The organism is Dactylosporangium aurantiacum, from assembly GCF_000716715.1.
In the GTDB taxonomy this organism is placed as follows: Bacteria; Actinomycetota; Actinomycetes; order Mycobacteriales; family Micromonosporaceae; genus Dactylosporangium; species Dactylosporangium aurantiacum.
Window position 1 is genome coordinate 100,739 of the sequence record NZ_JNYJ01000047.1, and the last position, 25,516, is coordinate 126,254.

Below are 25,516 nucleotides of genomic sequence, written 5' to 3' on the forward strand. Positions count from 1 at the left end.
CCGCGAAAATTTCAGCACCCCGCGCCCGCCGGCGCACTGCAACAAACCTGCACACGGTTTGCCTTGTCTTCGGGGAAAGCGCTTTCCTAGAATCGGGTCCCGTCGATGCAGATCAGCGCCGCTCCCCCGCCTGGGAAACGCCTCCTGACTGCGCTGTACGGCGCGAGGACGCGTCGCCGCCGTACCATTCGCCCCACCGGAGGACTTCTATGAGTCACACCGTCCGAAACCGCCGACGACTCGCGCTGCGGACCTCGGTGGCCGCGCTGGCCACCACGGTCGTCGGCGCCGGCATCGGGATCGCCCTGTCCACCACCGAAGCGTCCGCGGCCACCGGTGGCGTGACCGGCTACGCCACCCAGAACGGCGGCACGACCGGCGGTGCCGGCGGCCAGACGGTCCGGGCCACCAGCGGCACCGCCATCCACGCCGCGCTGTGCAACCGGGCCAGCAGCAGCACCCCGATCATCATCCAGGTCGAGGGCACCATCAACCACGGCAACACGACGAAGGTGTCCGGCTCCAGCTGCAACACCGCCGCCGACAAGATCGAGCTCAAGGAGATCAGCAACGTCACCATCATCGGTGTCGGCGGTGGCGCGGTCTTCGACCAGCTCGGCATCCACATCCGCGACTCGAGCAACATCATCATCCAGAACGTGACGGTCAAGAACGTCAAGAAGTCGGGCTCCCCCACCTCCAACGGCGGCGACGCCATCGGCATGGAGAGCACCGTGCGCAACGTCTGGGTGGACCACGTGTCGCTCGAGGCGTCCGGCGGCGAGTCCGAGGGCTACGACGGCCTGTTCGACCTCAAGGACGACGTGCAGTACGTGACGCTGTCCTACAGCACGCTGAAGAACTCCGGCCGCGGCGGCCTGATCGGCTCCAGCGAGACCGACCGGGGCAACAGCTACATCACGTTCCACCACAACTCGTACTCGAACATCGACTCCCGCACGCCCCTGCTGCGCGGCGGCATCGCGCACATCTACAACAACTCCTACGTCAGCCTCAACGAGTCCGGCATCAACTCCCGGGCCGGCGCGCGGGCGAGGATCGACAACAACTACTTCAAGAACTCCAAGGACGTCATCGGCACGTTCTACACCAGCGAGGCCGGCTACTGGCAGGTCAACGGCAACATCTTCGACAACGTGACCTGGTCGCCGAAGGGCACCGACACCAACCCGGCGGGCCCGAACCCGACCTCCAACACCAGCGTCAGCATCCCGTACAGCTTCGCCCTCGACCCGGCCAGCTGCGTGCCGGACGTGGTGAGCCGCACCGCCGGCGCCAACAAGGGCCTGCAGGTCTCCGACGGCAGCTGCACGCCGACCACGCCGACCGGCAACCCGACCTCGCCGACCCCCACCTCGCCGCGGCCGTCGTCGCCCGGCCCGTCCTCGCCCGCGCCGTCCTCGCCCGGCCCGACGCAGGGCGGGACCAACCTGAGCCTCGGCGCCGGCTCCGACGGCTCCAGCAAGGCCGACGGCACCAGCTACGGCAACGTCCGTGACGGCAGCATGAGCACGTACTGGTCGCCGTCCGGCACCACCGGCTCCATCTCCATCAAGTGGGGCTCCGCCACCGCCATCTCCCGGGTCAACATCCGCGAGGCGTCCGGCGCCACCGGGTACATCCGCAACTGGCGCCTCCTCAACGGCGACACCGGCGCGGTCCTGGCCTCCGGCACCGGTGCGGGCACCATCAGCTTCACCCGCACCTCACTGAAGAAGGTCACCTTCGAGATCACCAGCGCGACCGGCACCCCGCGGGTCGCGGAGTTCGAGACGTACGCCTGACCGCCGCGTCACCTCGGGCGGGGGCCGGATCACCGGTCCCCGCTCCGGCGTCGCCGGCGCTACGATCGGGCGTCGCCGGCGCTACGATCGGGCGTCGATGGACGATGAACGTGGCGACGAGCCCGTGGACCTCGACCCGGACGTCCTGGCGGGGCTGGTGCTCAGCGCCGACCTGGTGCCGCGGCCGGTCAGCCGGGCCTGGGCCAACACGCGCGCGCTGCTGCGCATCGGGCTCGCCGTGCTCATGGAGGAGGGCGATCCACCCGTGCCGAAGGGCTTCCTGGTCGTCACCCGCATGGACAACGGCGCCGCGGTCCGGCTGACCCGCTCCGACCACGAGGACGGTGCGCTGCTCGCCTACGTCCGGCAGCAGCTCGCCGAGCTGACCGTCGGGGAGTTCCTGGACCGTTGGGGCGTCGACCCCGCAGACCTGCGGGCGCCCGCCGCGGGGTAACGGCGGACACATCCTCGATCCAGGGTCGAGGCGCCGGCCATAGGGTGGTCGCATGGACGAGGGGGACGAGAGGCCGGGGCTGCAGCGGATGCTGGCCGAGGCGCGGCCGGGCGTGCTGCTGTTCAGCATCACCCCGCCGCGGCGCAACGCGACACCCGAGCGGATCAAGGAGATCGCCGCGGTCACGCTGGAGCGCCTGGCGCCGCTCGACGTCGACGGGCTCATCCTGTACGACATCGACGACGAGTCCGACCGCAACCCCGAGGAGCGGCCGTTTCCGTACCTGCCGACGCTCGACCCGGCCTGGTACCACGCGGAGCACCTCGGCGGCTGGGACCGGCCGGCGGTGATCTACCGCTGCGTCGGCAAGTACCACGAGGACGAGCTGGCCGAATGGCTGCGCACCGCGGACACGCGACGGGTGCTCGGGGTGTTCGTCGGCGCGTCGTCGGGCGACAAGTCGGTGCGCACCGACATGCGCCGCGCCCACGCGGTGCGCCAGGAGGTCCGCCCCGACCTGCCGCTGGGCGCCGTCGTCATCGGCGAGCGGCACCGCCGCGGCGGCGAGGAGCACCTGCGCATGCTGGCCAAGCAGGAGCGCGGCTGCACGTTCTTCGTCTCCCAGGTGGTGTACGACGTCAACGAGGCGAAGAACCTCGTCTCCGACTACCTGTACGAGTGCCGCGACCGCGGGGTGACGCCGCGGACGGTGGTGTTCACGCTGTCGCTGTGCGGCTCGCTCAAGACCCTGGAGTTCGTCCGCTGGCTCGGCGTCGACGTGCCCCGGTGGCTGCAGAACTCGATCCGGTACGCCGACGACCCGCTCGCCGAGTCCTACCGGCAGGCCCTCGCCATCGCCCGGGACCTGGCGGACTTCTGCGAGGAGCTGGGCATGCCGTACGGCTTCAACGTGGAGAGCGTCTCCATCCGCCGGGCCGAGATCGAGGCGACCACCGAGCTGGCCGCCGACGTCGCCGCCCTGCTGCGCGAGCGCGGCCGGTGACCGGAGAGCTGCGGCTCGACGGCGGCTTCGACCGCGGCGCGGTCCGCGTCGGCGACACCGTCCGGCGGGTGGCGGGGCCGTGGACGCCGGCCGTACACGCGCTGCTGCGGCACCTGGAGGCGGCCGGCTTCGACGCCGCGCCCCGCGCGCTGGGCCTCGACGAGCAGGGCCGGGAGGTGCTGTCGTTCCTGCCCGGCACGGTCGTCGGTGCGGCCCGGCCGTGGCCCGCGTGGGTGCACGGCGACGACGCGCTGCGCCAGGTCGCCGACTGGCTGCGCGCCTACCACGCCGCCGTCGCGTCCTTCGTGCCGCCGGCGGACGCCCGCTGGCGCGGCGGCGAGCCCTGGCGGCCGGGCCTCGTCATCGGGCACAACGACGCGGCGCCGTACAACGCGGCCTGGGCGGACGGGCGCCTCACCGGCTTCTTCGACTGGGACCTCGCCGGGCCGGTGACCCGCGCGGCGGACCTGGCGTTCACCGCGTTCGCGTGGGTGCCGCTGCACGCGCGGCACGTGGTGGCGGCCGAGGGGTTCACGGCGTTCGCCGAGCGCCCCCGGCGGCTGCGGCGCTTCCTCGACGTGTACGGCTGGTCCGGCCCCACCGGCGCCTTCGTCGACCTGGTGCGGGACCGGGTGACCGCCGAGGCGGGCCGGGTCCGGCGGGCCGCGGCGGCCGGTGACGCCACGTTCGCGCGGATGGTCGAGCACGGCGTCGACGCGAGGCTGCTCACCGCCGCGGCGGAGCTCGCCGACTTCTTCGACACCACCTCATAGCACCGACGACGGTTTCGTCGCGCTCGACCGGGAGGAGGTCGTCGACGGTCGGCCCCGCTGCTGCACTGCTCATGACCGCCGCGAGCCGCGGCGCGGTGTGGCTCATCGCCGCCGAGCTGATCTCCGACCAGGCCGCCCGCCTGCGCCGCCCTGGCGTGCCGACCTGCGGGCGGTGACAGCGACGGGCGGCCGGTTCGGCGGCCGGGTTCAGACGGTCAGCAGGCGGTCGAGCAGTTGGTGGTACTGCAGCACCGTGTCGCGCATGCCCTCGGTGCTGTCCGAGGAACGGGCGCCGGCGTGCTCCAGCTGTTCCTCCCGCTGGCGGACGCAGCCGGCGAGGGACTGCACCGCGTCGTCCACCAGTTGCCGCGCCTCGGTGACGCTGCCGCGTGGGTCCTCGACGAAGTGGGTCTGCACCTCGTGCCAGCGCTGCCGGATCCGGTCGGCCTCGGCGGCGTCCCAGATGGCCTGCTCCTGCGCCTGCCCTGTCTCGGGGTAAGCGCTCTGCGGCGTGCCTTCGGGGTAGCCACCCTGCGCCGGCGCGCCTTCGGGGTGGCCGCCCTGCGGCGGCGCGCCCTCGGGGTAGCCGCCCTGCGGCGCGCCCTCAGGGTAGCCGCCCTGCGCCGGGGTGCCCTCCGGGTACCCGCCGCCGCGGCCTTCGGGGCCGGTCGGCTGCGGGCCGGTCGGCTGGGGCCCGGTGCCGGTCTGCTGCGCCCCGGGGGTCTGTTGCGCCTGGGACGCCTGGCCGGAGCCGAACGGTGCCTGCTGGAAGTTCTCGTCACGCATCGCGATCGTGCCTTCCTGAGTCGTTGGCCGTGCTCAGCAGTCGTTGGCCGTGCTCAGCCGTGCCGTGGGGTCGGCCGGCCGCCCGACGCGTCGCCGAGCAGCTCGGCGAACAGCAGCCGGTAGTGCATCAGCGCCTGCCGCAGCTGCTCCGTCGACGCCTGCCCGCGCTCGTTCACCTTGTTGATCTCGTGCGCGTCGCGGTAGTGGCCGAGCGTCTCGGCGTGGTCGACGCTGAGATCCTGGACCCGGGTGTCGAAGTCCTCGACGGGGTACCCACGCTCCCCCATCACCTTCGTCACGAGCTCGTCGGCCTCCCGCGTCGCTGCCTCGGGCTCCTCCACGAAGTGGGCCTGCATGCGTTCCCACTGCTCGGCGTACCGCTGCCGCTGCTGTGGATCGAGCTCCCTGAGCTGCAGCTCGGCATGGCGCCGCTCGCGCTGCTGCAGCTCGCGCTCGGCGGCGCTGCGGCTGTGCCGCTCGTCGAGCGCCCGCTCGTACTCCGGTCCGAACCGCTGCCGCAACGCCTCGGTCCGGCGGTGCCGGCTGACGACGGCCGCGACGATCGCGACCACGGCGAGGGCGAGCACGACGATGGCGACAATGGCCGCAGTCGAGGACATGGCAGATCCTTTCCCGAGGAGCCACGACCGACGCTAGCCCGGCCCGTGCCGGCCGACCTCACCCTCGCTCACGCATGTTTCCGGCGGTGTGAGCGGCCATCGGGCGGGTACGTCCCCGCCATGCACGACACTTCTTCAGCGGGTGCCGCAGGGCGGCACCGGTCGGATGCCTGGCGGTCGGCGGTCACCGTGCTCCAGGAGGCGTCACCGCCGCAGGTCCCCCAGGACGCGCACGCCATGACGATCGTCGTGGAGTTCCCGCCCGGCGACCCCGGCACGCCACCGCACCGCCACCCCGGCCCCGCGTTCGGGTACGTCCTGGAGGGCGAGATGGTGTTCGAGCTCGAGGGCGAGCCGCCGCGCGTGCTGCGCGCCGGTGACGTGTTCTGGGAACCGGGCGGCGACGTCATCCACTACCAGGACGGCAACCACCGCGACGACGTGCCGGTCAAGTACACCGTCACGATGTTCTGCGACCCCGACAAGCCCATGCTCACCCTCGTCGAGGAGGACGAGCTCGCCCGCCGGGCGAGCCGCCGGGTCCCGGCGTGAAGGTCGCGGTGTTCGGCGGCACCGGCCGCATCGGCTCGCGGGTCGTCGCGCTGCTCGACGCCGCCGGCCACGAGGCGGTGCCGCACGGCCTGTCCACCGGCGTCGACCTGGTCAGCGGCCGGGGCGTCGCCGGTGCGGTCCGCGGCGCCGACGTCGCGGTGAACCTGACGAACTCGCCGACGTTCGACGAGGCGTCCCCGGCGTTCTTCCGGGCCAGCATGGACACCCTCCTCACGGCCGCCCGCGACGCGGACGTCAGCCACGCGGTCGTGCTGTCGATCGTCGGCGCCGACCGGGTCCCGGACGTCGTGCACTACCGGGCCAAGGTGCTGCAGGAGGACCTGCTGAAGGAGGGCCCGGTCCCGTACTCGATCGTGCGCGCCACCCAGTTCTTCGAGTTCGTCGACACGGTGCTGTCGTGGACCGCCGACGCGGACACCGTCCGCCTCCCCACCACCCCGCTGCAGCCGGTCGCCGCCGCCGACGTCGCCCGGGTCGTGGCCGACGTCAGCGCCGGCCCGCCGCTGACCGGCACCGTCGAGGTCGCCGGCCCCGAGGTGTACCCCCTCGACGAGCTCGGCCGCATCACGCTCGCCGCCCACGGCGACGGCCGCACCGTCGTCACCGACCCCACCGCCGGCCTGTACGCCGCGGTGCCGGACGACGCGATCACCGCCGGCGAGGATGCGCTGATCGCGACGACGACGTACCGCGACTGGCTCGCCGCCACCGGCTGACAGCAATCCTGCGGCGCCTGCCGGCGCCGGGCGGGGGTTCCCACCCGCACCCCCATGCTCGCGGCGCTCGCACCGCCGGGACTGTCGCCGGCAAGATCTGCGCCACAGCGCGGGCGCCTGGGCTGGAGACCCCGGTGGCCGGCAAGCGTCGTTTGTCGGCTACGACGAGTTGCCGGTCCAGCTGTACCAGCCGCCGCCGAGGTGTCGGAACGACGGCCTCACCAACCAGCCGTCGGCGTTGAGTTCCGCAGTTGGCCCGCCGGGCAGGTAGGCGAAGCCGGCGCTGTCGAAAAAGGCGCCTTGATCTTCGCGGAACACCGCGCCACCGGGCACCCAAGCGGCGCCTACGATGATGTAGCTGCCCAACCAGCGCGGCACGGTGAAGTGCTGCCACTCACTGCCCGGCGGTGGAATCGGGTGTCCGGCAACAACGGCGGCGAACGCATCCCGGTTGGCCGCCCACCGCATGTTCAGCGGCACGCCGGTGCCGAGCAGAACCAAGGTGAGTACGCCGATGACCGGCGCGATCAGCAACCATCTGCTCCACCTGCCGGTGGTACGGGCGACGTAGAGGGACGAGCCGAGCCAGCAGCAGGCGACGACGACGGACGCGAAGCCGCTGGCCGCCAACAAGATGAGGTGCCAGCCCGGGTAGCTCGAGGACCAGAGCACGCCACCTGCCACTGCAACGACGATCAGGTGGAATGCGCAGATCCACATTGCCCAGATCAGCCGCCAGCCAGGTCCATCCAGCGCAGCATCGTCGCTTGTTGCAGTGTCCGACATGGTGGCATCCTGCACTGAGATCACCCTCGGGTCGAGGGCGTGCACTGCATCTTCACGCACGGGTTCGGGCTGACCCCGCAGCACACACCCCCGCGCTAACGCCGCAGCACACCCAGGGCGGTGAGGGCGTCGACGGCAAGGCGGGTGAAGCCGCTCGCCAGCAGGGTCGCGGCGATCGCGGTGAGCAGGAGCCCGGCGACGCGGTCCGCGACCATGCGGGTGCGGTCGGACAGGCGGCGGCGCGTGGTCCCGGCGACGTACACGCACCCGCCGGTGATCGCGGCGTGGACCAGCGCGGCGATCACCAGGGCCAGGATGCCGCTGACCCTGTCGACCTGGGCGCGGAACCCGACCAGGACCGCGATCGTGGCGCCGCCGACGGTGAGCGGGAACGCGAGCGGCATGAACAGCATCGACCGCCACGACGCGGACGGCGGTGCGAGCGCCGCGCCGGTGGACGCCGACGCGTGGTCGTCGGTCCGCCCGAGCATCAACGGCACCGCCGCGATCATCAGGGCGATGCCAGCCGTCGCCGACAGCGCGGCGGCGCTCAGGCCGAGCAGCTCCAGCAGCGGCTCACCGACGAGGATCGTGCCGACGGCGACCGCGGCCACGGTGAGGAACAACCCCACCGCGAGCCGCTGATACTGCCGCGCGTCGACGGGCTGCAGCAGCGGGATGTACGACGACACGGCGGCAACCGGGCTGTACAGGCCGATGAGGGCCAGCAGCATGAGCACCGCCAGGTCCACGTCGGACATGGCGCCGCGGTCACCCCCCACCGCGCTCGAGGCGGTCAACCACGGCCCGCCGGAGGCCTCCGCCGGGCCGGCCGTGCCGCCGCTGGACGCCGCCACCGAGCCCGCCAGACGGCCGCTGGACGCCGCCACCGAGCCCGCCAGACGGCCGCTGGACGCCGCCGCCGAGCCGGCAATACGGCCGCTGGATGCCGCCGCCAAGCCGGACGCGCCGCCACCGGTCACCGACCTCCACGACCGGCACCCGTCGCCCGCGCCGCGGCGCGACGGACCCGTCCCACCCGGCCCGGGCACGCCTCACCCGCGGCAGGTCACCACAGCGCAGCCAGTCCTCACCCGGCCGAAGCCCCCGCACCCGCGACCGCGGCACCAGCGTGCTCAACTGAGCCATCCGCACGCTCAACCGAGCCATCCGCACGCTCGACCGACGCCGGCGCGCGCTCGACCAAGGCCGGCGCACCAGCACTTCCGGCAGCCGGTCGACCTCCGGCGGCGCTGCAGCGGGCATCGCGGACCTCCACCCCGGGCGCACCCCTGGACGGGACGCGACAGGCCCAGGCACTACCCCGCGGCATCGCCGCCACACCTCACCGCCGAGGCCGCAGCCGGCGGCGGCCTCACTCCGGCCAGTCGGCCAGCAGGTATCGGCGGATCAGCGCGGCATGCGACAACGGCGTCGCCAGGTCCGTCACGTCGCCGTTGGTGGTGTAGTCGAGCAGGACCAGATCACCCTCATCGGCGAGCCGGCGCAGCGCCGCCACCTCCTCGGCCGCCCGGTGCTCCAGCACCCACCGGTACACCGGTACGTAGATCTGCCGGCGCGCCGACTCGTAGTCCAGCAGCGTGTCGCCGGTCAGGCCGCGCCGGTGGCCGCGGACCGCGCCGAACCGGCGGACGGTCCGCTTCAGGCCGGTCATGCCGGTGGCGGTCAGCTTCGCCGGGTCGACGTCGGCGGTCTCGAACACCTTCAGCGCCTGCCAGATGCCCTCCACCGACTGCCCCGTCGTGCCCGGGCTGAACGGCACCGGGATGCCGCCGTGCGGATAGAACGGGCTGAGCCGCACCCACGGCTGCGCCCCGCGGGACGTCACGTCCAGCACCGTCGCACCCGGGAACGCCGCCGCCAGCGACGCCTGCCCCCGCCGCCTGCTCGCCACCTGCACCACCATCGAAACCCCCTCCCCCGTCCCACGCATCATGCCCCCGGGGTACGACAATTTCCGGTATGGAAGATCCGTACGACCTCGCCAGGTTCGTCGACGCCCAGGCCGGCACGTACGACGACGCGCTGGAGGAGCTGCGCCGCGGCCGCAAGCGCGGCCACTGGATGTGGTTCGTGTTCCCGCAGATCGCGGGGCTCGGGTCGAGTCCGACGGCGCAGCGGTACGCGATCGGGTCGCTGGACGAGGCGCGGGCGTACCTGCAGCACCCGGTGCTCGGCCCGCGCCTGCACGAGTGCGCCGAGGCGATGCTCGGCAACACCGAGGCGACCGCCCAGCAGGTCCTCGGCGAGGTCGACGCGATGAAGCTGCGCTCGTCGATGACGCTGTTCCAGCTGGCCGCACCGGAGGAGTCGGTGTTCGGCCGGGTCATCGCCCGGTTCTTCGAGGGTGCCCCGGACGGCGAGACGATCCGCCGGGCCTGAACGACAGCGACAGCGGCCGGGACGTGGCGAAGGCCGGCCACCGCAGTCGGTGGCCGGCCTCACGCCAGGGGCAATGTGGTGCGGACGGGTTACGCCGAGACGGTGTTGATCTCGGTCGCCGAGGCGAACGCGCTGTCCAGGCGGGCCTGGAGGGCGTCGAGCTGGTGGTACTCGCTGGCGTCGTAGGACTCGGAGCCCTCGGCGGCGAAGACGTGGTCGGACTCCGCGGCGGAGTGGTCGTAGGAGGTGAAGTCCTGCTCGGCGTAGTGCGAGCCGTCCGCGCCGGTGAACTCGACGCTGTGGCCCTGGTCGAAGCTGGTCGCCTCGGCCGAGTTGTGGTCGGCCTCGTACACGCCGAACTGCGAGTCGTAGTTCTCCTGGACGGCGAACCCTGCGGCCGCCGTACGATCGGACGATGGCACGGGTCGAGGTCGAGATGATGACGGGCGCGCAGAACTACGCGGTGCTGCGGCTGCCCGGCCGGCGCTTCCCCGGGCTGCTCGTGCAGGGCGACTCGCTGTCCATCCTCACCGCGGAGGTCCAGCAGGCCCTGGCCCTGCTGCGGGCCGGGGACACCGCGAGCGCGGAGGAGGAACTGGCGTATGTGGCGAACCATCTCGCCGGACTCCTCGACGGCTACATCCGGGTGGTCGACGCCTCCGGCATGCCGCTGCCGTTCCGACGCCCCGGCTGAGCGCGGCGGTAGGCTACAGCTGTGACCGAGTCCGTGTGGGACTATCCGCGGCCGCCCAGGGTGGAGCCGACGGCGCGGCACATCGTGGTCCGGCACGCGGGGCAGGTCGTCGCCGACACCCGCCGCGCGCTGCGGGTCCTGGAGACGTCGCATCCGCCGGTGTACTACGTGCCGCCGGCCGACGTGGTGGCGCCGCGGCGCCGCTCGCAGCGGCAGACGTTCTGCGAGTTCAAGGGCGTGGCCACGTACTGGGAGGTGGCCGGGGTCGCGGACGCCGCGTGGTCCTACGAGGACCCCACACCGGGGTATGAGGCGCTGCGCGGGCTGCTGGCGTTCTACCCCGGCAGGTTCGACGAGTGCACCGTCGACGGTGAGCGGGTCACCGCCCAGCCCGGCGACTTCTACGGTGGCTGGCTCACCAGCGACGTCACCGGCCCGTTCAAGGGCGGTCCGGGCACCAGGGGCTGGTGAGACTAAGCTCGCCGACCGTGACAGGTTTCCGGCTCGGCGTCGACTTCGGCACGTCCACGACGATCGCCATGCTGCGCCGCCCGGACGGGCGGGTCCAGCCGCTGCTGTTCGACGGCTCGCCGCTGCTGTCCTCGGCGGTCCTGCTCGGCCCCGACGGGCGCCTGCACACCGGCCGCGACGCCGCGCACCTGGCGCGCAGCGCCCCCGAGCGGCTGGAGCCCAACCCGAAGCGGCGCGTCGACGACACCAGCGTCCTGCTCGGCGACACCGAGGTCGGCGTGCGGGACCTCGTCGCGTCCGTGCTGCGGCGGGTGGCGACCGAGGCGGCGCGGGTCGCCGGCCCGGTCGGCGGCGTCACCCTCACCCACCCGGCCAACTGGGGCACCGGCCGGCGGGCCGTGCTCGTCGAGGCGGCCCGCCAGGCCGGCTTCGCCGACGTCGACCTGGTCGCCGAGCCCGTCGCCGCGGCCACCTATCTCGCCGCGACCAGGGGCGCCGAGCTTCCCGCCGGTGCCTGCGTCGTCGTGTACGACCTGGGCGCCGGCACCTGCGACGTGACCCTGCTGCGGCGCTCCGCGCAGGGGTTCGAGCCGGTCGCCTCCGACGGGCTCAACGACGTCGGCGGGCTCGACGTCGACGCGACCGTGGTCGCGTTCCTCGAGGCGACCTACGGCACCCTGTGGACCAGCCCCGCGACCCGCCGGCAGCTGTGGGACGACGTGCGCTCCGCGAAGGAGATGCTGTCGCGGGCGAGCGGCACCGTGGTGATGATCCCGGCGCTGGGCAAGGAGGTGCCGCTCGGCCGGGAGCAGCTGGAGGGCCTCGCCCGGCCGGTGCTGCGCCAGACCGTGTCGATGACCCGGGCGCTGCTCACCGAGTCGGCCGTGCCGCCGTCGTCGGTCGCCGGGCTGTTCCTCGTCGGCGGCTCCAGCCGGATCCCGCTCGTGGCCACGATGCTGCACGAGGCGCTGGGGATCGTGCCGGTCGTCGCGGAGCAGCCGGAGCTCGTCGTCGCGGAGGGCTCGCTGTACGCGACCGGCACCCCGCTCACGGCCGCTCCCCCGGTCTCCGGCGCGCCGGCCTCGGGCCCGCCGACGTCCGCCGCGGCCGTCTCCGGCCCGCCCGCGCAGCAGCCACCGTACGGCCCACCGGCGACCCAGCCGCCGTACGGCCCGCCCGCGCCGCAGCCGCCGTACGGATACCCGCAGCCGGTCGCGGCGCCCCAGTCTCCGTACGGGCCGGCGGCGCCCGGCTCGCCCGCCGGCGGGTACGACACCGGCGCGTACACGACCGGAATCCCGGCTTCGGCGATCCCCGACTCGACCGTCGCCGGCGGGATGCGGGCCGCGCCGATGCCCGTGTCCGCGACGCCGTACGGCCCGGCCCCGGTCTCGGCGGTGCCGGGTCCGGTGCCGGGTCCGGTGCCGCGACCCGCACCGCCCGGCGGCCCGGCCGGGCCCGGCTGGAGCCCGCCGCCACCGGCCACCCAGCGACGCGGCGGCGCGGGCATCGCCACGGCGGTCGTGCTGGTGCTCCTCGCGGTGGTCGTGCTCGGTGGCGGCGTCGGCGTGTACCTGCTGACGAGGGACAACGGCAAGTCCGGCGGCCCGAACGGATCCACCGGCTCCGGCGCCGCCCGCCAGCCCGGCGGCCCGGGCCGGTTCCAGCTGACGAAACTGCCGCAGAACGTCTGCGGCACGCTGGACACGGGGGCGATCAACGGCACGTACGAGGAGCTCGCCAGCGACCCGACACCGTCGCGGAACCTGAACACCTTCGCCGGCACCGCCTCCTGCACGGTCACCCGCATGCACCGGTCCGGCTCCACGGTCGCGACCGCCTCGGTGGTGTCCGTCGCCACCGTCTACGCCGACCTGGCCTCCGGCGCCGCCGTCGCCAAGCAGCTGCTGGACTCCGCCAAGCTCAACGGCCCCGTCACCGAGCTGCCGGGCGTCGGCGAGCAGGCGTTCACGTACGTCGACAAGCAGCAGCCGGCGGTGCTGACCGTCACCTTCGTCGGGGTCGAGTCGAACCTGGTCCTCAACATCACCCTCGTCGCCAGCCCCGGCGGCACCGGCAAGTCCTTCACCGACGCCCAGATCAAGGACCTGCAGACCCGCCTCGCCGACATCGGCAAGGCGAGCCTGCCCAAGACGGTGTCCGCGCTCGGCTGATCAGGCCGGCGCCCCGGGCCGCGGCGCGCGGGCGGTGACCCCGTCGGGGTCGTCGCGGAAGCGCCACTCGAGCCGGTACCGCTCCTGCAGGGCGGTCCGGTCGGTCTGCCACGAGAACACGACCCGCCCGTCGCCGGGCACCTCCCGCGTGATCGGCGTGCGCAGCGGCACGTCGCCGTGCCACAGCGAGCTGCGCACGCCCCACACCACCGGGTCGGCGGACACCGGCAGGTCCAGCCGCACCGCCAGCAACCGGGTCGGCAGCCGGATCTCCCGCTGCAGCCAAGGACCCCACTGCTGCGCGCTCGCGGTCCACGAGTAGGTGATGGTGGTGCGCTGGCCGGGGTAGAGCGGGAACTGACCCTGGGCGTTCTCGAACAGCAGCCACACCTCCTTGAGCGTGTCACGGTCGGTGTAGGCCCGCCAGTTCATCGGCTCGCCGGCGCACGAGGCGGCGAGCCGCAGCTCGCTCAGCACCAGCGGGTGGGCGTGGTGGTGGCGGTTGGAGTACTCGGGGTCGTCGGGGAACCGGTCGACCCGGATCTCGATCGGGAACTGCGTGACCGGCTCGTCCATGCCGTTGTGCAAGGCGCGCCGGATCGTGCACCGGTAGCTGCCGTCCGCGTAGTGCAGGTGGGCCTCCTCCCGCTCCACGACCAGGTCGTGCTCCGGCCCGGCCGCGGCGGGCCCCTCGTGGTCGCCGCCGGTCGGTCCGGCGGGCGCCGCCGCGCCGACCTCCTCGGCGGGGAACCCGCCGGCGACGTGCCACAGCTGCTGGAACCGCTTCGCCTCGCCGTCGGGACGGGGCCGGTCGACGGACCACCCGGCAAGCACCCTGACGATGCTCTCCAACTTGCTCCACCGGGGCAGCACCTCGCCCTGCAGGATCTTGCTGACCGTCTCGTGGCTGACCACGTCGGGCAGGTCCTCACGGTCGCGGATCTCGGCGCTGATCTTCTTGAGACCGGGATAGCCCGCCTGGCGGTAGAGGTGGTGCAGTTGCAGGACCAGGGCGCGCAGCGGGCCGTCCGGTAGGACGTGACGATCCGGCGGCTGCAGCGGCACTCGACCAGCCTCCCGTTTCCAGTTTCTCCGGCACCGCGGACGGCGAGTTGCCAGTTCAACACGCGGGTCAAGAAGAGTCAACCGCGGCCAATGTTCGCCAACTTCCGGAGGACGGCCGAAACCCAGGATGACGATTGTGTTTCAGCATTTCGCGCGGCTGGAGGGAACGATGACGAACCGGAGGACACCACGCAGGCCACGGCAGTACCCCATCAACTGGTTGACGGTCGCGGCGCTGCTGTCCGCGCTCGCCGCCCTGATCACCGCAGTTCGCGGCGGTTGACACCCCGCCGTCCCGCCGGCCCGGTCGGGGGCAGGCCGGCGGGGCGGCCGCCCGGCACGCGCGTTGCCGCGCGCGTCGCGGGTGGGATATCGTCGCGTTTCGGCACCACCATTGTTGAAAGGTGACGGCATGCCCGCCTCGAGCCGCGTTCCGGCCGTTCTCGCGGCCGGGATGGTCTCGGTCGACCACTATTTGCGGGTCGTTTCGCTGCCGCGGAAAGACGAAAAGGTCAATGGCCGCCGAATCGGCTGGTTCGCCGGTGGGATGGCCGCCAACTTCGCCGTCGCGGCGCGTCAGTTCGGTGCCGAGGCCCGGCTCGTCGCCACGTTCGGCGCGGACGCCGAGGCCGGGGAGATCCGTCGGCGCCTGACCGCGCTCGGCATCGACCTGACCGGGTCGGCCGACGTCCCCACCGCGGACAGCCTCACCTCCTACACGGTCGTCGACCGGGACGCGGACAAGACGATGGTCATCGTCGAGTCCGACCTGCCGCTGCCGGATCCCGGCCCCATCGCCGCCGAGGCTGCCGGCGGCGCCTGGGACGTGGTGTACCCGGTCGCGCTGGACGCCGCCTGGTGCCGGGAGATCGGCGCCGCCGCCCGGGCGGCAGGGGCGGCGGTCGTGTTCGACCTGGAGCCGTACTTCGTCGAGTCGGCGTGGGACACCCCGGACTTCGTCGCGATGATGGCCACCGCGGAGATCGTGTTCATGAAGCTGGACTCCGTGCGCGCCGCCGGTTTCCGCGACGCCGCCGAGGCGGCAGGCGCGCTGCGGCGGATGGGGCCGCGGGTCGTCGTCACCACCGACGGGCCCGGCGAGGTGTACTGCGCGGCCGACGACGACCGGTTCGCGGCGGTCCCGCCGGCGGCGGTCGTCACCGACACCACCGGCGCGGGTGACGCCTTCGCCGGCGCGTTCTGCAGCCTGTACGCTCAGCGCCGGTCCGTCGAGGACTGCCTGGCCACGGCGACGGCGCTCGGCACGCTCACGGTGGGCGAGTTCGGCTGCCAGTCCTACGCACCGCTGCGGGCGGAGCGGCTGCGCGGCGTGCTCGACCGGGTCGAGACCCGCAAGCTGCCGTAGGCCGGGCGCCGCCGGTCAGTCGTCGTAGCCGCAGATCTTCCAGGCGCGGCCCTCTTTGACCAGGGTCAGGTTCAGGTTGTTGGTGGTGGTGCGGCCGCTGCTGGTCTTGATGGTGAACTCGGTGAAGACCGTGGCGGTCTTGCCGCTGACCGACTCGCCGGTCACGTGCCAGTCAAGGACCGTGGTGCTGGTGGACGAGGAGCCCGACGAGGAGGACTTGCTGTTGGCCAGCTCCTTCTTCAGCTTCGCCGCCTCCTCGGAGCACAGGTAGCGCTCCAGCTCGGCCGGATCCGGGTCGTCCTTGGTGGCCGCGTCGAGATACGCCTCGACCACCTCGGTCGGGGTGTGCACGAACACCTGCTGGAAGGTGAAGTATCCGCCGACGACCAACGCGACGACCAGCAGCAGCGCACCGCCGGCGACAAGGGCCCACTTGCCGCCGCGCTGCTCGCCGCCGGTGGGCGCGGGCACCGGCAGCGCACCGGTCGGCGGCCCGTACGCCGGCTGGCCCGGGTGACCGGCGGGCGGCGTGAAGGACTGCGTGGGTGGCTGCGCGAACGGCTGGCCGGAGACCGGCGGCTGCGCGAAGGGCTGGCCGGAGACCGGCGGCTGCGCGAAGGGCTGGCCGGAGACCGGCGGCTGCGCGTACGGCTGGCCGGAGACCGGCGGCTGGTAGGGCCCCGCGGGCACCGCCGGCGGCGCATAGGGCTGCTGGTGCTGCTGCGGCGCGCCCGGCGGCTGGCCGAACGGCTGCTGGTGCTGCGGCGCGCCAGGTGGCTGACCGAACGGCTGCTGCGGATCTGACTGACCCCCCGGATACGTCACCGCGACATCGTATACACCGCCCTGACTTCCGTCGCGCGGCGGCGCGGCCGCCGGCGGCCGCCGCGGGCGAGGGGCCCGGAAGCCGGTTGGCGGGCGGCTTCCGGGCCGGTCTGGCGTCAGGATGCGACGCTCAGGGCTTCTTCGGGTCCTCTCCGTAGCCGTTGCACTGGCGGCCACCGTTGATGCAGTAGCTGACCAGATACGCCTGCCGGGCCGCGTCCCACCCGTTCATGAAGTCGTAGTGGAACGTGTAGCCGGCCCCGGAGGAGTACGCCAGGTTCGACGTGTTGCCGCCGGGCAGCTTGTAGGGCAGCTTGATCTCCAGCATCGGCAGCGGCACCGGGTGGGTGGCCGGGCAGACGCCGCCGACCGGCCACGCCATGTGCGACTTGTGGTCGGCGGTGTCGAGGTGGACGCCGTCCCAGCAGCTGGGCGCGGTCATCCGGACGACCAGCGACGAGCCGGACGGGCACGACGCGGGGATCTCGTTGCCCTTGTAGCCGGGGCACTGCCAGTTGCCGGTGAAGTGCGCGGCGTCCGGGGTGCGGGCGTCACCGACGAGCAGCTTGAAGCCCGCCGGGAACGGTTTGACGGTGCGGTAGTCCCTGACGTCGGACTTGTAGTAGACGGTCGGCTTGTCCGGCAGCACCGGGGTGCCGTTCTGCAGCAGCGTCGGGAACCAGTACCCGGACGCGTCCTTCTGGTCCTCGCAGGAGGTGGCGCCCCCGACCAGCGACGCCGGCGTGGAGTTGGCGTTGGTGGCGGGGTTGCCGATGAACGAGTGGTTGTGGGAGGCGCCGGCGAGCCCCGGGAACACGATGGGGTCGTCGCCGAGCCGGTGGGTGACGGTGCAGTTGGCGTGCATCTCGTGGTACTGGGTGCGGGGCGGGTCGTCCGCCGCGGCGGCGGTGCCGAGCCCTCCGACGGTGCCCAGCACCGCCGCGGTGACGGCGACGACGAGGATGCGCCGCACCGGCCGGATCCGGGCACGGGGCAGCATGGACCTGATGCTCATAGCAACTCCTTGGCGGTGGAATCGAGCATCTCCAATGGGGATGAAACCCGACGCTAGCAGCGCGTTCTTCGCGCCGACAACCGTTTGCCACCGCTTGCCGTTTCGATCATCAGTCCACTGTGGACAACGCCTCGGCGAGGTCGGCGATGATGTCCTCGGGCTCCTCGAGGCCGACCGAGAGCCGCAGCATCGCCGGGTCGACCCCGGACGCGGCCAGCTCCTGCGGGCTCTGGTGCGCGAACACCAGCGACGCCGGGTGGGTGATCAGCGTCTCCGGCCCGCCGAGGCTGACCGCGTTGCGGCACAGGCGGGTGGCGCGCAGCACCCGTACCGCGGCGTCGGCGTCGGCGACGGTGAAGGCCAGCATCCCCCCGAAGCCGCGCATCTGCCGCACGGCCAGGTCGTGCTGCGGGTGCTCGGGCAGCCCGGGGTGGTGCACGGCGCGCACGGCGGGGTGCCCGGCCAGGAACCGCGCGACGGCAAGCCCCGACGCGTTGTGCCGGGCCATCCGCAGCGGGAACGTCTTGAGTCCCCGGGCCAGCAGCCACGCCTCGAACGGGTGGCAGACCGGCCCCAGCACCCGCGCGGTCTCCCAGGCCCGCGCGACGAGGGCGGCGGAGCCGGTGACGACGCCGGCGGTGACGTCGCTGTGGCCGTTGAGGTACTTCGTGGCCGACTGCACGACCAGGTCGACGCCGAAGTCGACGGGCCGGGTGTTGTACGGCGTGGCGAACGTGTTGTCGGCGATGATGACCGCGTCGGGCGCGGCGGCGCGGACCGCGGCGAGGTCCGTGAGGGTCATGGTCGGGTTGCTCGGCGTCTCCACGTAGACGACCCGGGTCGAGGGGCGCACCTCGGCGGCGAGCGCCTCCTGCGGCACGAGCCGCACGTCGACGCCGAAGCCGGGCAGCATGGTGCGCAGCAGCGTCAGGGTGGCGGTGTAGTGGCTGGTCTGCGCGAGCACCTCGCCGCCGGTCGCCCCGGACGACACCACGGACAGCAGCGCGGCGCTGACGGCGGCCATGCCGCTGCCGACCAGCAGGGCGGCCTCGGCGCCGTCGAGGTCGGCGAGCATCGCCTCGGCCTCGCGGGCGTTGGGTGAGCCGTACCGGGTGTAGTAGGCGCCCGGCGCCACCGCGGCCGCGATCCGCGCGGCCTCGGCGGTGCGGGGCAGCTCGTAGGTGCTGGTCTGGTGGATCGGGGTGACCAGCGGCGCGCCGCCGGGCTGCGGGGCGACGTCGGGGTGCAGGAGCCTGGTCATGCTCGGTGGCGCGTCATGCATGACCTCAGCCTTGCACGGGGTGCACCCGCCACGGCTCGGTGCGCAGCCCGCCACGCTGGTTGATGCCGTCCTTGATGCGGTTGCCGGTGTCGGCGGAGATGCCCGGCGCCAGGTAGGGCTGGATCTCCACGGCGTCGGCGGTGTACGCGTCGCCGTCGCCGTTGTACTCGACGCGCAGCGCGACCGGGCCACGGTCGGTCTCCACCACCACGAACACGGTGCCGTCCGGGTGGCCGGCCAGCGTGGTGCGCCGGCCGAGCATCATGCAGGACGTGACCGCGCCGTAGGGCGTGCCCTGCGCGGTCGTGCCGGGCGGGCCGCCGGTGAGCAGCGCGCAGGTGCCCGCCTGCCGCCCGGCGAGGGCGTCGGAGCGGGCCGGGAAGCCCGTCGCGACGAGATACCCGACGACCACGACCAGCACGCCGGCGACCCCGCCGAGCCACCACCAGTGACGTTTCATGACCACCTTGATACCCGAAGCCGTCCGGCGATGTAGTACCGGGGAGCTACGGCGGGACAGTCCCGCAGCGTGACGACGGTGGGGCCGGCCGCTCCCTACGGTCGATCCATGACCTTGCACGCGCTCGTCCACCGGGTGGTGGACGCGACCCCGCCGACCCGTGACCGCGCCGTGGACGGGCTGCGCGCCCTCGCGATCGGCGGCGTGGTCCTCGGGCACTGGATGGTGACCGCGCTGGTCACCGACGGCGGCACGGTGCGCGGCGCCAGCCCCCTGCGGTTCCTGCCGCACCTGGCGCCGGTGTCGTGGCTGCTGCAGACCCTCGCGGTGTTCTTCCTGGTCGGCGGCTACACGGCGGGGCGGCCCAGAACGGTGCCGTACCGCCGGTGGCTGGCGGCACGGCTGGCCCGGCTGCTGCGGCCGGTGCCGCCGCTGCTGGCCGTGTGGGCGGTCGTGGCGGGGGTGCTGCTCGCCACGGGCGCCGCCGACCGGACCGTGCACACCCTGGTCAAGCTGGTGCTGTCGCCGCTGTGGTTCCTGCTGGTCTTCGCCGCGCTGACCGCCGCGGCGCCGCTGGTGGCACGGCTGCACTGGCAGTGGCCGCTGAGCGTGGTGGCCGCCGTCGACGTGCTGCGCTTCGGCCCGCTCGGGCCGCAGTGGATCGGCTGGGTCAACCTGGCCGCGGGCTGGCTGGTGCCGTTCTGCCTCGGCATCGCCTGGTCCCGGGGCACGCTCACCGGCGGCGGGTCCGACCCGGCGGCCGTGCGGCGGACCGGGTGGCGGCTGCTGCTCGGCGGCGCCGCCGCGACCGTGGTGCTGGTGCGCTGGTTCGGCTACCCGGCGTCGATGGTGGGGGTGCCCGGTGCGGGCCTGTCCAACCTGAACCCGCCGACCCTGGCCGCGGTCACGTTCGGCCTGGCCCAGTGCGGGCTGGCGCTGCTGCTGCTCGGGCCGCTGCGGGCGGTGCTGGACAGGCCCCGGGTCTGGGCCGGCGTGGCGCTGCTGAACCTGTCGGCGATGACCGTGTTCCTGTGGCACCAGACCGCGATGATCGCGGTGACGCTGCTGGTCGACGGTACCCGGCCGGGGCTGCACACCGTGCCCGACACGCCGGGGTGGATGGCGGCGAGGATCATGTGGCTGCCGGCGTTCGCACTGGTGCTCGCGGCCTGCTGGGCGGCGTTCCACCGGTTCGAACGCCGGTGATGCGAATATTCGGATAAGACGGACTTATCCGAAGAACGCTCGCTATGTTCCGTTCATGGCTTCAGCTTGGCTCAAGGCATCAACCATGCTCACCGCGGCCGTCGTCGGGCTCGCGCCGGCGGCGGCCGCCCGGGCGGAACCCGCCCCGCCGCCGGCGGCGCAGACGGTGCTCGTGCAGGCCGGCGACACGCTGTGGGGGCTCGCCCGGCGCAACGGCACCACGGTCGCCGAGCTCCAGCGCCTCAACCACCTCGGCACCTCGACGCTGATCAGGATCGGTCAGACCCTCATCCTGTCGGAGTCCTCGCGCGCGGCCCGGGTCGCGGTCGCCGTCGCCTACGCCAAGGCGCAGATCGGCAAGCCGTACCGCTTCGCGACGGCGGGACCGGAGACGTTCGACTGCTCGGGGCTGGTCATGCGCGCCTGGCAGGCGGCCGGCGTGCGGCTGCCACGGGTCACGTACGACCAGATCAAGGTCGGCCGGCGGGTGACCCGCGACCAGCTGGAGGCCGGCGACCTGGTCTTCACCAACAACGGCGGGCACGTGATGCTGTACATCGGCGACGGCCAGGTCGTCAACGCCGGGCACACCGGCGTCACGGTGAGCCAGCAGCCGCTGCCGCGCACGGAGCGGGTGGTGGCGTTCGTCCGCCTGCCGGACTGACCCGCGGCGTCAGGACGTCTCGGTGCGCCTCAGCGCGCGGAGACCTCGTCCAGCTGCTGCAGCAGATCGTGCGCGGCCAGCTCGACCGCCTTGTGCCGCCACTCCGAGGCCCGGTACACGCAGGCGATCAGCCCGCTGCGGTGCACCCGGCGCAGGTCGCCGCAGACGAACGCGTACCGCGCCTTCGTCTCGTCCTTCGCGCCGACGGTCAGCCCGAGGTGCCAGCGCGCGTACTCCTGCCACGAGTGCCGCTCCAGGTAGGCGTTCTGTTCCTCGGCCTTCGGCTGGGCCGCGCCCCAGTCGCTGTCCAGCACGTACTGGCGCGCGTCGATCAGCCTGCGGATGTACGCCACCGCTGCCGGGTTCGCCTCGTATTCGGCCATACCTGGGCGGTACCCGCACCGCGGTCCGCTCAAAACCGGGGCAGCGAGGTGAGCCACCGGGCGATGGCGATGAAGCCCGGCGGCCACCTCCCGTTCATGCGGAGTTCGCACGCTGTTCCAAGGTCGCTCCGAGGTTCGACTGGTTGTGTCTGTTTCGTCCTGACCGACCACTGATTGGCGACGACGATGCGATGGCCGTTCGGACGACGTGGTGTGCCGCCGGCTGTCGCCCCCGGCACCCCGGCGCCAGAAGGAACCGGGGTCCCGGCGGCCAGCAACGACGACCACGTCGGTCACGCCTTGCGGGCGCCGAGCAAGCTGCACGCGTTCAACCGGTACGAGATCAAGTATCTGATGCCGGTCACCGCCCTGCCGGCGTTGCGTGGCGAACTGGACCGGCGCCTGGACCGGGACAGCCACGGTTCGGACGGTGGCTACGGGGTGTGGAGCACCTACTACGACACCCGGGACCTGCGGTTCTACTGGGAGAAGATCGAGGGCCTGAAGTTCCGGCGGAAGCTGCGCATCCGGCACTACGGTGACCGGTTCGGGGTCGGCGACGACACGACCGTGTTCGTGGAGATCAAGCAGCGGGTCAACCGGGTCACGCAGAAGCGGCGGGTCGCGCTGCCGTACGCACGGGCCCTCGACCTGTGCGACCGCCGGGACATGGTGGAGCACGAGCCCGGCCAGGGCCCGTTCCTGCAGGAGGTGTTGGGTCTCGTCAACCGCCTCGATCTGCGGCCGGTGGCGATGACCGGGTACCAGCGGGAGGCGTTCGTCGGCCGCGGTGCCGAGGCCGGCCTGCGGGTCACGATCGATCAGCGGCTGCGCGGCCGGGACCGCGACTTCCACCTCGGTGCCGACACCGAGAACCGCCTCATCATCCCCGCCCGGCTCGCCGTCGTGGAGTTCAAGGCCAACGAGCGGGTGCCGTACTGGCTCACCGACCTCGCCGCCGAGCTCAACCTGTCCGTCGCGCGGATCTCCAAGTACTGCCAGAGCGTGGAGGCGTACGGCCGTGCCCCACGCTCGATCTTCCACGTTCCCGACACCGACACCGCCGCCGACCATGACCTCGCTTCCGCCCGAAGCTCGACGAAGGACTGATCCCCCATGCCGTTCGAAGTTCAGGACCTGTCCGGCACGTTCAGCGTCGGTGACATCGCGATCGCGTTGTCCCTGTCGTTCGTGCTCAGCGCGATGATCGGCTGGGTGTACCGGTTCACCCACCGCAACGTGTCCTACAGCCAGTCCTACGTGCAGACCCTGGTCATCCTCGGCATGCTGATAGCGCTGATCATGCTGGTGGTCGGGTCGAACATCGCCCGGGCGTTCGCGCTCGTCGGCGCGCTGTCGGTGGTCCGGTTCCGCAACGCCATCAAGGAGACCCGCGACGTCGGGTTCATCTTCCTGGTCATGGGCGTCGGGATGGCCGCCGGCACCCGGTTCTACTCCCTGGCCGTCGTCGCCGCGTCGGCGATCAGCCTGATCATCGTGGTGATGTACCGCTTCAACTGGTTCGCCGCCAGCGTCCAGCGGCAGGTCGTCAAGGTCCAGGTTCCGCCGGACGGGAACTACACCGAGGGCATCCAGGACGTGCTGATCGCCCACACCAGCGAGTTCGAGCTGGTCAGCATCGAGTCGATCCGCGGCGGCGCGCTCAGCGAGTTGATGTACACGGTGCGGCTGAAGAAGGGCACCGAGCCCGGCCGGCTGATCACCGCACTCGGTGAGCGCACCGGCGGGCAGCGGGTCACGGTCCTGACCGGTTACGACCAGACGGACCTGTGATGCGCCGCCGGCTGCTGCTGCACAGGATCCCGGTCCGAATACGGCACTACTGGAAGCTGCTCGCAGTCTGCGCCGCGTTCCTCGTCGCGTGCGCGGTGGTGTTCAGCACCGTGCGGGTCGCGCCGCTGGTCACCAGTACCAGCGACAACGACGGCGACCAGATCGTGCAGGACATCGTCGGGACCACCGACCTCTTCGACGAGACCAAGGCCCACACGATCACGCTGACCTTCAAGGACGCCGACTACCAGCGGCTCCTCGACGAGTTCTGGGACGAGGGCGAGAAGGAGTTCCTCGAGGCCGACATCACCATCGACGGCACCCGGGTCGAGAGCGTCGGCATCCGGCTCAAGGGCAACTCGACGCTGTCCGGGCTGACCCGCAACGGCCAGTCCCGGCCCGGCGGGTTCGGTCCCGGTGGTCAGCGCGGTGGTCAAGGTGCCGGTCCGGGCGGGCAACTGCCGCAGCGCGACGGCGGCGCCAACGGCTTTCCCGGTGGCGGCTTTCCAGGAGGCGGCGCCAGGCCCGGTGGCGGGTTCGGGATGGCGTCGTTGAAGGCGGAGGAGCCGGAGACGCTGCCGTGGCTGATCCGGTTCGACGAGTTCGCCGACGGCCGCCGGTACCAGGGCCACCGTGAGATCGCCGTGCGCGTCGCCGGCTTCGGTGGCGGGTCGACGGTGCTCAACGAGGCCGTGTCGCTCAATGTCCTCGCCAAGGCCGGGCAGACCGCGCAGCGGTACGCGTACACAAGCTTCACTGTCAACGACCGGCCGACCACGGCCCGGCTCATCGTCGAGCACCCGGACGAGGACTTCGCCGAGTCGCTCGGTGATTCCGGGGTGCTGTACAAGAGCCTGGCCACAGGATCGTTCACCGACCAGGGCGACGACCCCACCGCGTACGCCGACGACTTCAAGCAGATCACCAAGAAGGGCAGTCAGGACCTCCAACCGGTCATCAACCTGATCAAGTGGGTGACCAGCGCCGGCGATGCCGAGTTCGACAAGCACCTCGGCGACCACGTCGACGTCGCGTCGTTCGCCCGGTACGTCTCGGCGCAGAACCTGCTGCTCAACTCCGACGACATGGCCGGACCCGGCCGCAACTACTACCTGTGGTACGACCTGAAGACCAAGAAGTTCTCTGTCGTCGGCTGGGACTACAACCTGTCCTTCTCCGGCAGCGCCACCACCGGCCCACACGAGACCACCTCCATGGGTGGCGGCCGCTTCCCCGGCGGCGGCAACGGCGGAGACTTCCAGCCACCGGCCGGCATGCGACTGCCCGACGGCATGCAGCCGCCTGCGGGTATGGGGGGCGTCATGGGCGGGCGCGGGATGGGCGGCCACAAGCTCAAGGAACGCTTCCTGGCCAGCACGGCGTTCACTTCGACCTACGACGACGCCTACCGCACGCTGTACAAGAAGATCTACGCCGGCGCCGACGCGCTGAACATCCTCGACGGCATCACCAAGGTCCTCGGCACCGTCAGAGGCAACAACGCCGACAAGACCAGGTCCGACGCCGAAACGCTGCGCAACCTCATCGTGCAGCGCACCGAACACCTCGCCGGCGACAGCGTCATCACCGGCGCCTGACCGATCAGCCCCGCGGACCCACGGCCAGCACCACCGGTTGCGGGTCCGCGGCGGCGTGCCACGCGGCCGCCCGAGTTCCCGCCGCGGCGAACGCCACCGGAGGGACCGCTCAACACCGGGGCAGCGAGGTGAGCCACCGGGCGATGACGGTGACGTCGTCGCGGGTCAGCCCGCGGCCCGGGTCGACGGCGTGCAGCAACGCCGGTCCGGGGTGGTGCGCGGCGACCCAGTCCCGGTCGGCGGCGCCGATCTCGTCGTCGACCCAGACGAACGGCCGCCCGGCCGCCCAGGCCAGCAGCCCGCGCGTCTTCCAGTGCACCGGCCCCGCGGCGTCCTCGTCGGGCCAGTCGACGACCGGCAGCACGGGCAGGTCGAGCAGCGGGCCGAGCACCTCGTTGGCGTCGGCGCCCCACGTGGTGGCCCACACCAGGTCGCACGGCAGCGCCGCCAGCCAGCCGCCGTGGCGCGGGTCGAGCCGGCCGAGCAGCGGGTTGCCGCGGGCGGCCTGCCGGATGCGGGTCGAGGCCGGCGGGCGGTGCCCGGCGGCGCCGAACGGGATCAGCGGGCCGTCGACGTCGAGGAACAGCAGCGGCCGCATCC

The 25,516-nt window shown here is 72.6% G+C and carries 29 protein-coding genes; 16 read left to right on the top strand and 13 right to left on the bottom strand.

Translation table 11 applies throughout. The annotated features are described in order from the left end of the window. Window positions 1–209: 209 nt before the first annotated feature. The 4 genes from OP18_RS40180 (at window position 210) to OP18_RS40195 (ending at window position 4,035) form a co-directional block, all read left to right on the top strand. The gene (locus tag OP18_RS40180; RefSeq protein ID WP_033364415.1) at window positions 210–1,805 is read left to right on the top strand and encodes a pectate lyase family protein; all 1,596 of its coding nucleotides are present in this window, start codon (window positions 210–212) and stop codon (window positions 1,803–1,805) included. 97 nt (window positions 1,806–1,902) lie between these two features. Beyond that, window positions 1,903–2,259, top strand: a complete 357-nt coding sequence (locus OP18_RS40185; protein WP_033364416.1) for a hypothetical protein — start codon at window positions 1,903–1,905, stop codon at window positions 2,257–2,259. A gap of 52 nt (window positions 2,260–2,311) precedes the next feature. Then, window positions 2,312–3,262, top strand: coding sequence for a methylenetetrahydrofolate reductase (locus OP18_RS40190; RefSeq protein ID WP_033364417.1), 951 nt, complete (start codon window positions 2,312–2,314; stop codon window positions 3,260–3,262). Continuing rightward, window positions 3,259–4,035 (top strand): phosphotransferase, encoded by a 777-nt coding sequence (locus OP18_RS40195; protein ID WP_033364418.1) that lies wholly within the window; start codon window positions 3,259–3,261, stop codon window positions 4,033–4,035. The genes OP18_RS40190 and OP18_RS40195 overlap by 4 nt, the downstream gene beginning before the upstream one ends. Window positions 4,036–4,242: 207 nt before the next feature. On the opposite strand, the gene OP18_RS40200 is transcribed toward OP18_RS40195, so the two are convergent. Beyond that, the gene (locus OP18_RS40200; RefSeq protein WP_033364419.1) at window positions 4,243–4,821 is read right to left on the bottom strand and encodes a hypothetical protein; all 579 of its coding nucleotides are present in this window, start codon (window positions 4,819–4,821) and stop codon (window positions 4,243–4,245) included. A gap of 53 nt (window positions 4,822–4,874) precedes the next feature. After that, window positions 4,875–5,441, bottom strand: a complete 567-nt coding sequence (locus tag OP18_RS40205; RefSeq protein WP_033364420.1) for a hypothetical protein — start codon at window positions 5,439–5,441, stop codon at window positions 4,875–4,877. Between the two features lie 237 nt (window positions 5,442–5,678). On the opposite strand from OP18_RS40205, the gene OP18_RS40210 reads away from it, so the two are divergent. Both OP18_RS40210 and OP18_RS40215 read left to right on the top strand, forming a co-directional pair. Continuing rightward, window positions 5,679–5,993: a cupin domain-containing protein gene (locus OP18_RS40210; RefSeq protein ID WP_211273822.1), complete on the top strand. Its 315-nt coding sequence runs from the start codon at window positions 5,679–5,681 to the stop codon at window positions 5,991–5,993. After that, window positions 5,990–6,730: an SDR family oxidoreductase gene (locus OP18_RS40215; protein ID WP_033364422.1), complete on the top strand. Its 741-nt coding sequence runs from the start codon at window positions 5,990–5,992 to the stop codon at window positions 6,728–6,730. Before OP18_RS40210 ends, OP18_RS40215 begins: the two co-directional genes overlap by 4 nt. Before the next feature lie 159 nt (window positions 6,731–6,889). Here OP18_RS40215 and OP18_RS40220 read toward each other — a convergent pair whose 3' ends face one another. From OP18_RS40220 to OP18_RS40230, 3 genes are all read right to left on the bottom strand, one after another. Further along, window positions 6,890–7,531: a hypothetical protein gene (locus OP18_RS40220; RefSeq protein WP_156090123.1), complete on the bottom strand. Its 642-nt coding sequence runs from the start codon at window positions 7,529–7,531 to the stop codon at window positions 6,890–6,892. A gap of 80 nt (window positions 7,532–7,611) precedes the next feature. After that, window positions 7,612–8,277, bottom strand: coding sequence for a MarC family protein (locus OP18_RS40225; protein WP_033364492.1), 666 nt, complete (start codon window positions 8,275–8,277; stop codon window positions 7,612–7,614). Between the two features lie 614 nt (window positions 8,278–8,891). Then, window positions 8,892–9,431, bottom strand: coding sequence for a DUF6939 family protein (locus OP18_RS40230; protein ID WP_211273823.1), 540 nt, complete (start codon window positions 9,429–9,431; stop codon window positions 8,892–8,894). A gap of 68 nt (window positions 9,432–9,499) precedes the next feature. On the opposite strand from OP18_RS40230, the gene OP18_RS40235 reads away from it, so the two are divergent. After that, window positions 9,500–9,919: a DUF1810 domain-containing protein gene (locus tag OP18_RS40235; protein ID WP_033364425.1), complete on the top strand. Its 420-nt coding sequence runs from the start codon at window positions 9,500–9,502 to the stop codon at window positions 9,917–9,919. 89 nt (window positions 9,920–10,008) lie between these two features. Here the strand turns inward: OP18_RS40235 and OP18_RS40240 are convergent, their stop codons facing one another. Beyond that, complete coding sequence (locus tag OP18_RS40240) at window positions 10,009–10,341, bottom strand: hypothetical protein (RefSeq protein ID WP_156090124.1); 333 nt, start codon at window positions 10,339–10,341, stop codon at window positions 10,009–10,011. Between OP18_RS40240 and OP18_RS40245 the strand changes: the two genes are divergently transcribed. From OP18_RS40245 to OP18_RS53735, 3 genes are read left to right on the top strand one after another with little or no spacing between them, the layout of a single operon-like run. Then, window positions 10,335–10,613, top strand: coding sequence for a DUF6959 family protein (locus OP18_RS40245; RefSeq protein ID WP_033364427.1), 279 nt, complete (start codon window positions 10,335–10,337; stop codon window positions 10,611–10,613). The two genes, OP18_RS40240 and OP18_RS40245, sit on opposite strands and share 7 nt — an antisense overlap. A 21-nt stretch (window positions 10,614–10,634) precedes the next feature. Beyond that, window positions 10,635–11,084 (top strand): DUF427 domain-containing protein, encoded by a 450-nt coding sequence (locus OP18_RS40250; RefSeq protein ID WP_033364428.1) that lies wholly within the window; start codon window positions 10,635–10,637, stop codon window positions 11,082–11,084. Between the two features lie 17 nt (window positions 11,085–11,101). Continuing rightward, on the top strand, window positions 11,102–13,258 hold the full coding sequence (locus tag OP18_RS53735) for an Hsp70 family protein (RefSeq protein WP_052388041.1): 2,157 nt from the start codon (window positions 11,102–11,104) through the stop codon (window positions 13,256–13,258). Here OP18_RS53735 and OP18_RS53740 read toward each other — a convergent pair whose 3' ends face one another. Then, window positions 13,259–14,323, bottom strand: a complete 1,065-nt coding sequence (locus tag OP18_RS53740) for a hypothetical protein (protein ID WP_052388042.1) — start codon at window positions 14,321–14,323, stop codon at window positions 13,259–13,261. It abuts the gene before it with no gap. A gap of 454 nt (window positions 14,324–14,777) precedes the next feature. Between OP18_RS53740 and OP18_RS40265 the strand changes: the two genes are divergently transcribed. Further along, window positions 14,778–15,689 (top strand): carbohydrate kinase family protein, encoded by a 912-nt coding sequence (locus OP18_RS40265; protein WP_245635695.1) that lies wholly within the window; start codon window positions 14,778–14,780, stop codon window positions 15,687–15,689. Window positions 15,690–15,704: 15 nt separating this feature from the next. Here OP18_RS40265 and OP18_RS53745 read toward each other — a convergent pair whose 3' ends face one another. From OP18_RS53745 to OP18_RS40285, 4 genes are all read right to left on the bottom strand, one after another. Then, a complete protein-coding gene (locus OP18_RS53745; protein WP_156090125.1) occupies window positions 15,705–16,514 on the bottom strand; it encodes an Rv0361 family membrane protein in 810 nt (269 codons plus the stop codon). 130 nt (window positions 16,515–16,644) lie between these two features. Beyond that, complete coding sequence (locus OP18_RS40275; RefSeq protein ID WP_052388044.1) at window positions 16,645–17,529, bottom strand: DUF1996 domain-containing protein; 885 nt, start codon at window positions 17,527–17,529, stop codon at window positions 16,645–16,647. A gap of 109 nt (window positions 17,530–17,638) precedes the next feature. Further along, the gene (locus tag OP18_RS40280) at window positions 17,639–18,811 is read right to left on the bottom strand and encodes a trans-sulfuration enzyme family protein (RefSeq protein WP_033364497.1); all 1,173 of its coding nucleotides are present in this window, start codon (window positions 18,809–18,811) and stop codon (window positions 17,639–17,641) included. A 4-nt stretch (window positions 18,812–18,815) separates the two neighbouring features. Next, window positions 18,816–19,271: a hypothetical protein gene (locus OP18_RS40285; RefSeq protein WP_033364430.1), complete on the bottom strand. Its 456-nt coding sequence runs from the start codon at window positions 19,269–19,271 to the stop codon at window positions 18,816–18,818. 108 nt (window positions 19,272–19,379) lie between these two features. Here OP18_RS40285 and OP18_RS40290 point away from each other — a divergent pair, with 108 nt between their 5' ends. After that, on the top strand, window positions 19,380–20,477 hold the full coding sequence (locus OP18_RS40290; RefSeq protein ID WP_033364431.1) for an acyltransferase family protein: 1,098 nt from the start codon (window positions 19,380–19,382) through the stop codon (window positions 20,475–20,477). Between the two features lie 55 nt (window positions 20,478–20,532). Next, window positions 20,533–21,141, top strand: coding sequence for a C40 family peptidase (locus OP18_RS53750; protein WP_156090126.1), 609 nt, complete (start codon window positions 20,533–20,535; stop codon window positions 21,139–21,141). Between the two features lie 29 nt (window positions 21,142–21,170). Here the strand turns inward: OP18_RS53750 and OP18_RS40300 are convergent, their stop codons facing one another. Continuing rightward, complete coding sequence (locus OP18_RS40300; protein ID WP_033364432.1) at window positions 21,171–21,524, bottom strand: hypothetical protein; 354 nt, start codon at window positions 21,522–21,524, stop codon at window positions 21,171–21,173. A gap of 213 nt (window positions 21,525–21,737) precedes the next feature. Between OP18_RS40300 and OP18_RS40305 the strand changes: the two genes are divergently transcribed. Genes OP18_RS40305 through OP18_RS40315 form a run of 3 tightly spaced genes read left to right on the top strand, consistent with a single transcriptional unit; the run spans window position 21,738 to window position 24,916 of the window. Further along, complete coding sequence (locus tag OP18_RS40305) at window positions 21,738–22,634, top strand: polyphosphate polymerase domain-containing protein (RefSeq protein ID WP_245635693.1); 897 nt, start codon at window positions 21,738–21,740, stop codon at window positions 22,632–22,634. 6 nt (window positions 22,635–22,640) lie between these two features. Continuing rightward, window positions 22,641–23,318 (top strand): DUF4956 domain-containing protein, encoded by a 678-nt coding sequence (locus OP18_RS40310; RefSeq protein WP_033364434.1) that lies wholly within the window; start codon window positions 22,641–22,643, stop codon window positions 23,316–23,318. Beyond that, entirely contained in the window at window positions 23,318–24,916 is a 1,599-nt protein-coding gene (locus tag OP18_RS40315; protein ID WP_033364435.1) for a CotH kinase family protein, read from the top strand. The genes OP18_RS40310 and OP18_RS40315 overlap by 1 nt, the downstream gene beginning before the upstream one ends. 109 nt (window positions 24,917–25,025) lie before the next feature. Here OP18_RS40315 and OP18_RS40320 read toward each other — a convergent pair whose 3' ends face one another. After that, window positions 25,026–25,514, bottom strand: coding sequence for an HAD domain-containing protein (locus OP18_RS40320; RefSeq protein WP_033364436.1), 489 nt, complete (start codon window positions 25,512–25,514; stop codon window positions 25,026–25,028). Window positions 25,515–25,516: the final 2 nt, after the last annotated feature.

Coding starts and splice junctions, on each gene's coding strand:
- OP18_RS40180 (WP_033364415.1), top strand. CDS start 210: ATGAGTCACACCGTCCGAAACCGCCGACGACTCGCGCTGCGGACCTCG.
- OP18_RS40185 (WP_033364416.1), top strand. CDS start 1,903: ATGGACGATGAACGTGGCGACGAGCCCGTGGACCTCGACCCGGACGTC.
- OP18_RS40190 (WP_033364417.1), top strand. CDS start 2,312: ATGGACGAGGGGGACGAGAGGCCGGGGCTGCAGCGGATGCTGGCCGAG.
- OP18_RS40200 (WP_033364419.1), bottom strand. CDS start 4,821: ATGCGTGACGAGAACTTCCAGCAGGCACCGTTCGGCTCCGGCCAGGCG.
- OP18_RS40205 (WP_033364420.1), bottom strand. CDS start 5,441: ATGTCCTCGACTGCGGCCATTGTCGCCATCGTCGTGCTCGCCCTCGCC.
- OP18_RS40210 (WP_211273822.1), top strand. CDS start 5,679: ATGACGATCGTCGTGGAGTTCCCGCCCGGCGACCCCGGCACGCCACCG.
- OP18_RS40225 (WP_033364492.1), bottom strand. CDS start 8,277: ATGTCCGACGTGGACCTGGCGGTGCTCATGCTGCTGGCCCTCATCGGC.
- OP18_RS40235 (WP_033364425.1), top strand. CDS start 9,500: ATGGAAGATCCGTACGACCTCGCCAGGTTCGTCGACGCCCAGGCCGGC.
- OP18_RS40245 (WP_033364427.1), top strand. CDS start 10,335: ATGGCACGGGTCGAGGTCGAGATGATGACGGGCGCGCAGAACTACGCG.
- OP18_RS40265 (WP_245635695.1), top strand. CDS start 14,778: ATGGTCTCGGTCGACCACTATTTGCGGGTCGTTTCGCTGCCGCGGAAA.
- OP18_RS40275 (WP_052388044.1), bottom strand. CDS start 17,529: ATGAGCATCAGGTCCATGCTGCCCCGTGCCCGGATCCGGCCGGTGCGG.
- OP18_RS40280 (WP_033364497.1), bottom strand. CDS start 18,811: ATGCATGACGCGCCACCGAGCATGACCAGGCTCCTGCACCCCGACGTC.
- OP18_RS40285 (WP_033364430.1), bottom strand. CDS start 19,271: ATGAAACGTCACTGGTGGTGGCTCGGCGGGGTCGCCGGCGTGCTGGTC.
- OP18_RS40290 (WP_033364431.1), top strand. CDS start 19,380: ATGACCTTGCACGCGCTCGTCCACCGGGTGGTGGACGCGACCCCGCCG.
- OP18_RS53750 (WP_156090126.1), top strand. CDS start 20,533: ATGGCTTCAGCTTGGCTCAAGGCATCAACCATGCTCACCGCGGCCGTC.
- OP18_RS40300 (WP_033364432.1), bottom strand. CDS start 21,524: ATGGCCGAATACGAGGCGAACCCGGCAGCGGTGGCGTACATCCGCAGG.
- OP18_RS40310 (WP_033364434.1), top strand. CDS start 22,641: ATGCCGTTCGAAGTTCAGGACCTGTCCGGCACGTTCAGCGTCGGTGAC.
- OP18_RS40315 (WP_033364435.1), top strand. CDS start 23,318: ATGCGCCGCCGGCTGCTGCTGCACAGGATCCCGGTCCGAATACGGCAC.
- OP18_RS40320 (WP_033364436.1), bottom strand. CDS start 25,514: ATGCGGCCGCTGCTGTTCCTCGACGTCGACGGCCCGCTGATCCCGTTC.